Genomic DNA, 5264 nt, shown 5'->3' with positions numbered 1-5264 from the left:
CGGGCGCCCTCCCCTCCACGTCCCCCCGCGCCGTTTGGCTGTGGCCTGAACCGATCACTAGTCTGAGCGCCGATAAGGCCCGGATAAGCCGGGTGCCGAGCGCCGGGCGCTTCGGGGGTGGTCCCCGCGTACCGGCCCCGCTCGGCCGAGCACACCAGCCCGACGGGGGAGCACATGGGAGAACAGCGCAGGCGACTGCGGTCCAGCACGGTCGTACTCGGTGGGATGGGTGTCGTCGCCGCGGCCCTCACCTCCTGCGGATCCGACCCGGACCGCCGGTGCGTCGACCGCGACAGCTACGACGTCGCCAACGGCTACAAGATCATCGCCGACAAGAACTGCAACTCCGACTCCGGCTCCTCCTCGTCCTACGGCAAGAACCGCAAGACCAACAGCAGCGGCAACCGCAGCCAGCCCGGCACGGTCGACGCCGCCTGGTACTACGACGCCGACGTCACCGGCAACCGGGCCGACTACGGCACCTTCAGCCGCAGCGAGGCCGTCGACCGGGACGGCTTCGGCTGCTCCGGCTCCGGCTCCGGCGGCGGCTGACCCCGTCCGGGAGGCAGAGCCATGGAACGCCGCACCATCGAACCCCGGCCCGGATGGCAGCAGACGGTGGAGGAGCAGGGGCTCATCTACCCCCTGACCCGCTATCCGGACGACTCCCTGCGCCCCTACTGGGACGAGAGCGCCTACTACGTCTTCTCGCTGCCCGAGGTGGAGGCGCTGGAGGAGGTCGTCGAGGAACTGCACGCCATGTGCCTGGCCGCCGCCGCGCACATCGTCGAGCACGACCGCTTCGCCGACCTCGGCATCACCGACCCGCGCCTCGCCCGCCTCGTCGCCGAGGCGTGGCGCCGGCGCGCCGAACTGCCCTCCGTCTACGGCCGCTTCGACCTGCGCTACGACGGCACCGGCCCCGCCAAGCTGCTGGAGTACAACGCCGACACCCCGACCTCGCTTGTCGAGGCGGCCAGCCCCCAGTGGTTCTGGATGGAGGAACGCTTCCCGGGCGCCGACCAGTGGAACTCCCTCCACGAACGCCTCGTCGACGCCTGGAAGAAGCAGGCCCACCTCCTCCCGCCGGGCAGCCCCCTGTACTTCGCGCACACCGCGGGCGACGAACTCGGCGAGGACCTGATGACCGTCGCCTATCTGAAGGAGACCGCAGAGCAGGCCGGGCTCGACACCGACTGGATCTCCATGGAGGACATCGGCTGGGACCGCCTCTCCGAGCGCTTCGTCGACAAGAAGCTCCGCTTCATCCGCAGCATCTTCAAGCTGTACCCCTGGGAGTGGCTCACCACGGACCGCTTCGCCCCGCACGTCCTCGCCACCCTCGACAACGGCGGCGGCACCGGCACCACCCTCTGGATCGAGCCCGCCTGGAAGATGCTCCTCAGCAACAAGGCGCTGCTCGCCGTCCTCTGGGAGCTCTACCCCGACCACCCCAACCTCCTCCCCGCCTATCTCGACGGCCCCCGCGAACTGGCCGCCACCGACGGCTACGTCTCCAAGCCCCTCCTCGGCCGCGAGGGCGCCGGTGTCACCGTCCACGAGCCCGGCAGCGCCCCGGTCCTGCGCGAGGAACCCTGCTGCTACCAGGGGTTGGCGCCCCTGCCGGCCTTCGACGGCAACCATGTCGTCCTCGGCGCCTGGGTCGTCGAGAACGAGTCCGCCGGCCTCGGCATCCGCGAGTCCTCCGGCCTGGTGACCGACGAGTACGCCCGCTTCCTGCCCCACGTCATCCTGTGACGCCGGCGGCGCCCGGCCCGTCGGTCTCCGCGTCGTTCGAATGGTGGACGTCCGGGTCTGCCGCTCGACGCCGCCCGATAAGGTGATCGACGGGCCGTGACTGGCGCGCTGGGATGGGACAGACCATCGGGGAGCGGCCCGGGAAGATGAGTGCCGTGCGCCTGGGCCGTACCGTGAACGCTGAACGCAACGTCCGGAGGTCCCCATGTCAGCCGAGCCCCTCTCCACCGAGTCCACTGCCTTCCGCTCCGCCCTCGACGTGATCCGCGCCGTCGAGCCGCGCGTGGCCGACGCCATCGGCCAGGAGGTCGCCGACCAGCGCGAGATGCTCAAGCTGATCGCCTCCGAGAACTACGCCTCCCCGGCCACCCTCCTGGCCATGGGCAACTGGTTCAGCGACAAGTACGCCGAGGGCACCGTCGGCCGCCGCTTCTACGCCGGCTGCCGCAACGTCGACACCGTCGAGTCCCTCGCCGCCGAGCACGCCCGGGAGCTGTTCGGGGCCCGCCACGCCTACGTCCAGCCGCACTCCGGCATCGACGCCAACCTCGTGGCCTTCTGGGCCGTCCTCGCCGACCGTGTCGAGGCCCCCTTCCTGGAGAAGGCCGGCGCCCGCCAGGTCAACGACCTCTCCGAGGCCGACTGGGCCGAACTGCGCCAGGCCTTCGGCAACCAGCGCATGCTCGGCATGTCCCTGGACGCCGGCGGCCACCTCACCCACGGCTTCCGCCCGAACATCTCCGGCAAGATGTTCGACCAGCGTTCCTACGGCACGGACCCCGCCACCGGCCTCATCGACTACGAGGCCCTGCGCGCCTCCGCCCGTGAGTTCAAGCCGATGATCATCGTCGCCGGCTACTCCGCCTACCCCCGTCTCGTGAACTTCCGGATCATGCGCGAGATCGCCGACGAGGTCGGCGCCACGCTCATGGTGGACATGGCGCACTTCGCGGGCCTCGTCGCCGGCAAGGTCCTCACCGGCGACTTCGACCCGGTGCCGCACGCCCAGATCGTCACCACGACCACCCACAAGTCGCTGCGCGGCCCGCGCGGCGGCATGGTCCTGTGCGACGACTCCCTCAAGGACCAGGTCGACCGCGGCTGCCCGATGGTCCTCGGCGGCCCGCTCCCGCACGTCATGGCCGCCAAGGCCGTCGCCCTCGCCGAGGCCCGCCGGCCCGCATTCCAGGACTACGCGCAGCGCATCGTCGACAACTCCCGCGCCCTCGCCGAGGGCCTGATGCGCCGCGGCGCCACCCTGGTCACCGGCGGCACCGACAACCACCTCAACCTGATCGACGTCGCCACCTCCTACGGCCTCACCGGCCGCCAGGCCGAGGCCGCGCTGCTCGACTCCGGCATCGTCACCAACCGCAACGCCATCCCGGCCGACCCGAACGGCGCCTGGTACACCTCCGGCATCCGCATCGGCACGCCCGCCCTGACCACCCGTGGTCTGGGCACCGCGGAGATGGACGAGGTCGCCGGCCTCATCGACCGCGTCCTCACCACCGCGACGCCCGGCACCACCAAGTCGGGCGCCCCGTCCAAGGCCCAGCACGTGCTCGACGCGAAGGTCTCGGACGAGATCTCCCGCCGCGCCACCGACCTCGTGGCCGGCTTCCCGCTGTACCCGGAGATCGACCTCGGCTGACCCTGCCGGAAGCCGGAAGCCGGAAGCCGGAAGCCGGAAGCCGGACGCCGGACGCCATTCGCCGGACGTCATACGCCCTGCGCAGGACGCCGCTCGTCGTGATCGCGACGGGCGGCCGCCTCCGTCGGTCAGGCGTCCAGCAGCTCCTGACGGGGCCCTCGTGGTCCGGTGTCACGCCGGGCCGCCGCGCGGCGCAGCAGCACCGTGACGGTGGAGCCCAGGGCCGCGCCCAGCGCCAGCGCGGGTATCGCCCACCGGGCCTGGTCCGCCAGGCCCGGTTCGCTCGCGCTCCCGTCGTCGCCGTCGCTTGTCGCGCCGGTGTCGGCAGGAGCCGTGCCCGGTGCGGGGAGCGACGGCAGCTCGCCCCGCGCCGTACCGTCCGACTCCTCGCCCAGGACCCCGAGCCAGGTCAGCACCTGCCGCAGCTCCTGGGAGTCCTTCGCCTTGTGCCAGACGCCGCGGTTCTCCGCGGCGGCGTCCGTCCCCAGGCCGCCGACGCTCACCGTCGTGTGGATCCAGACGTCCTTCGTGCTGGGCAGGCTCGGGTACACCCGGTCCACACGCCATGGGCTCACGTCATGGATCATCCAGGTGACATTGATCATGTCACCCGATGCCTCCGCCAGTTCCTCCTCCGGCATCGGCGGCTTGTCGCGGCCGCCGTCGAGCCCGGAGCCGACCAGGCCGATGAGCTCCTGAAGGCGTATGTACGCCTTGTCCGTGTCGTACAGCGAAGCCGTCCGCTTGCTGGTCGGCGAGGCCAGCAGCACGCTGGTCGGTCCGCCCGCCGACGAGGGCGGCGCCCCCAGCAGCACCAGGGCCAAGGCCGTCAGCAACGCCGTCAGCAACGCGCCGACGGTCGCCGCCAGTCGTCGTAATCCACGCATCCGACACCCCCGATCGGAAGCGGTGCGGTCCGCCCGCACTCGCAGTGTCATTCCTGGTACACCGCTCGCGCCGCCGGGGTTCCCACTTCCACCGGACCGATCCGTTCTTCGAGCCGATCACTTCACGGACCGGGCGATCTTCTGGGCCCGGGCCTTGGAGTCCACGCCCTCCAGGCGGAGGGTGAAGTCGCCCTCGTGCACCCACAGCAGCGTCGGCCCCGCCGTGCGCTCGGAGCGGGTGAAGCGGGAGCCGTCCTCGGAGCGCATCCAGAAGCGCAGCTGATGCGCCCTGGGGAACCACAGCACCTCGTACCAGCCGGGGCCCAGCTCGACCCACTCGACGTCCTGCTCCCCGGCGACGGTCTTGGCGTACTCCGGCGCCAGCCGGGCCGCGTACTCGTCGAGCCGGATCACCCGCCCCCGCTCCCGCCAGCACAGGGTGATCACGGAGCGGCCCTTCGGGGCCCCGGTCACGGACACCGTGTCCGGCGCGCCCAGCGCCTCGGGCACGAGCGGAGTGAACCCGGCGCGCCGCCCGGCCTCGGCGAGCGGCACCGGGTGCGGGCAGCCCGGCACCCTCGCGCCGGGCGAAGGCGTCGCCGACGGGTCGTACCGCACCTCGACCCCGCCGAACCGGAACCAGTCGGCCACGGCCGCCCGCACCGGGGGAGTGAGGACCAGTGCGGTGAGCAGCCCGCACAGCGCGGCGGTCAGCGCACGCCACCGGAGTCGCAGCCACCGGCGCACCGCCCGCAGCCGTCCACGGGCCACCGGCGGGTCGGCCACCGGCGTCGGCACCTGCTCGGCGAGTATCTGCCGCAGGACCCGCTCGACCATGGTCTCGTCCCGGTCGTCCCGGTCGTACCCGTCGTCCCGGCCGCCGGCCGACCGGTCCAGCGACCGCCCGAGGGCCCGCAGCTCCGCGGGCAGCCCCGGCCCCGCCACCCGACGATCACGCCACGCGC

Annotated in this window: 5 protein-coding genes and 1 riboswitch; of the genes, 3 read left to right on the top strand and 2 right to left on the bottom strand. The window is 72.2% G+C overall.

Annotated elements, in window-relative coordinates; translation table 11 throughout:
• Positions 1 to 174 precede the first annotated feature (174 nt).
• The 3 genes from AOK23_RS39500 to AOK23_RS39490 all read left to right on the top strand — a co-directional run bounded on the left by AOK23_RS39500 (position 175) and on the right by AOK23_RS39490 (position 3412).
• On the top strand, positions 175 to 552 hold the full coding sequence (locus AOK23_RS39500) for a hypothetical protein (RefSeq protein ID WP_055717263.1): 378 nt from the start codon (positions 175 to 177) through the stop codon (positions 550 to 552).
• A gap of 21 nt (positions 553 to 573) precedes the next feature.
• Positions 574 to 1758: a glutathionylspermidine synthase family protein gene (locus AOK23_RS39495; RefSeq protein ID WP_055717261.1), complete on the top strand. Its 1185-nt coding sequence runs from the start codon at positions 574 to 576 to the stop codon at positions 1756 to 1758.
• Positions 1759 to 1844: 86 nt separating this feature from the next.
• Positions 1845 to 1932, top strand: a riboswitch (ZMP/ZTP riboswitch).
• Between the two features lie 31 nt (positions 1933 to 1963).
• Positions 1964 to 3412, top strand: a complete 1449-nt coding sequence (locus tag AOK23_RS39490) for a glycine hydroxymethyltransferase (RefSeq protein ID WP_055542361.1) — start codon at positions 1964 to 1966, stop codon at positions 3410 to 3412.
• Between the two features lie 128 nt (positions 3413 to 3540).
• Here AOK23_RS39490 and AOK23_RS39485 read toward each other — a convergent pair whose 3' ends face one another.
• Positions 3541 to 4299, bottom strand: coding sequence for a hypothetical protein (locus AOK23_RS39485; protein ID WP_055717260.1), 759 nt, complete (start codon positions 4297 to 4299; stop codon positions 3541 to 3543).
• A gap of 117 nt (positions 4300 to 4416) precedes the next feature.
• Positions 4417 to 5244: a hypothetical protein gene (locus AOK23_RS39480; protein ID WP_063791491.1), complete on the bottom strand. Its 828-nt coding sequence runs from the start codon at positions 5242 to 5244 to the stop codon at positions 4417 to 4419.
• Between the last annotated feature and the right edge of the window lie 20 nt (positions 5245 to 5264).

It is taken from the genome of Streptomyces torulosus (genome assembly GCF_001419765.1).
GTDB classification, from domain to species: domain Bacteria; phylum Actinomycetota; class Actinomycetes; order Streptomycetales; family Streptomycetaceae; genus Streptomyces; species Streptomyces torulosus.
The sequence above is the reverse complement of the archived record's forward strand: the minus strand, read 5'-3'. Positions and strand labels throughout refer to the sequence as shown.

Bases quoted from the DNA above. Each gene is read 5' to 3' on its own strand.
- AOK23_RS39500 (WP_055717263.1), top strand. From the start codon at position 175: ATGGGAGAACAGCGCAGGCGACTGCGGTCCAGCACGGTCGTACTCGGT.
- AOK23_RS39495 (WP_055717261.1), top strand. From the start codon at position 574: ATGGAACGCCGCACCATCGAACCCCGGCCCGGATGGCAGCAGACGGTG.
- AOK23_RS39490 (WP_055542361.1), top strand. From the start codon at position 1,964: ATGTCAGCCGAGCCCCTCTCCACCGAGTCCACTGCCTTCCGCTCCGCC.
- AOK23_RS39485 (WP_055717260.1), bottom strand. From the start codon at position 4,299: ATGCGTGGATTACGACGACTGGCGGCGACCGTCGGCGCGTTGCTGACG.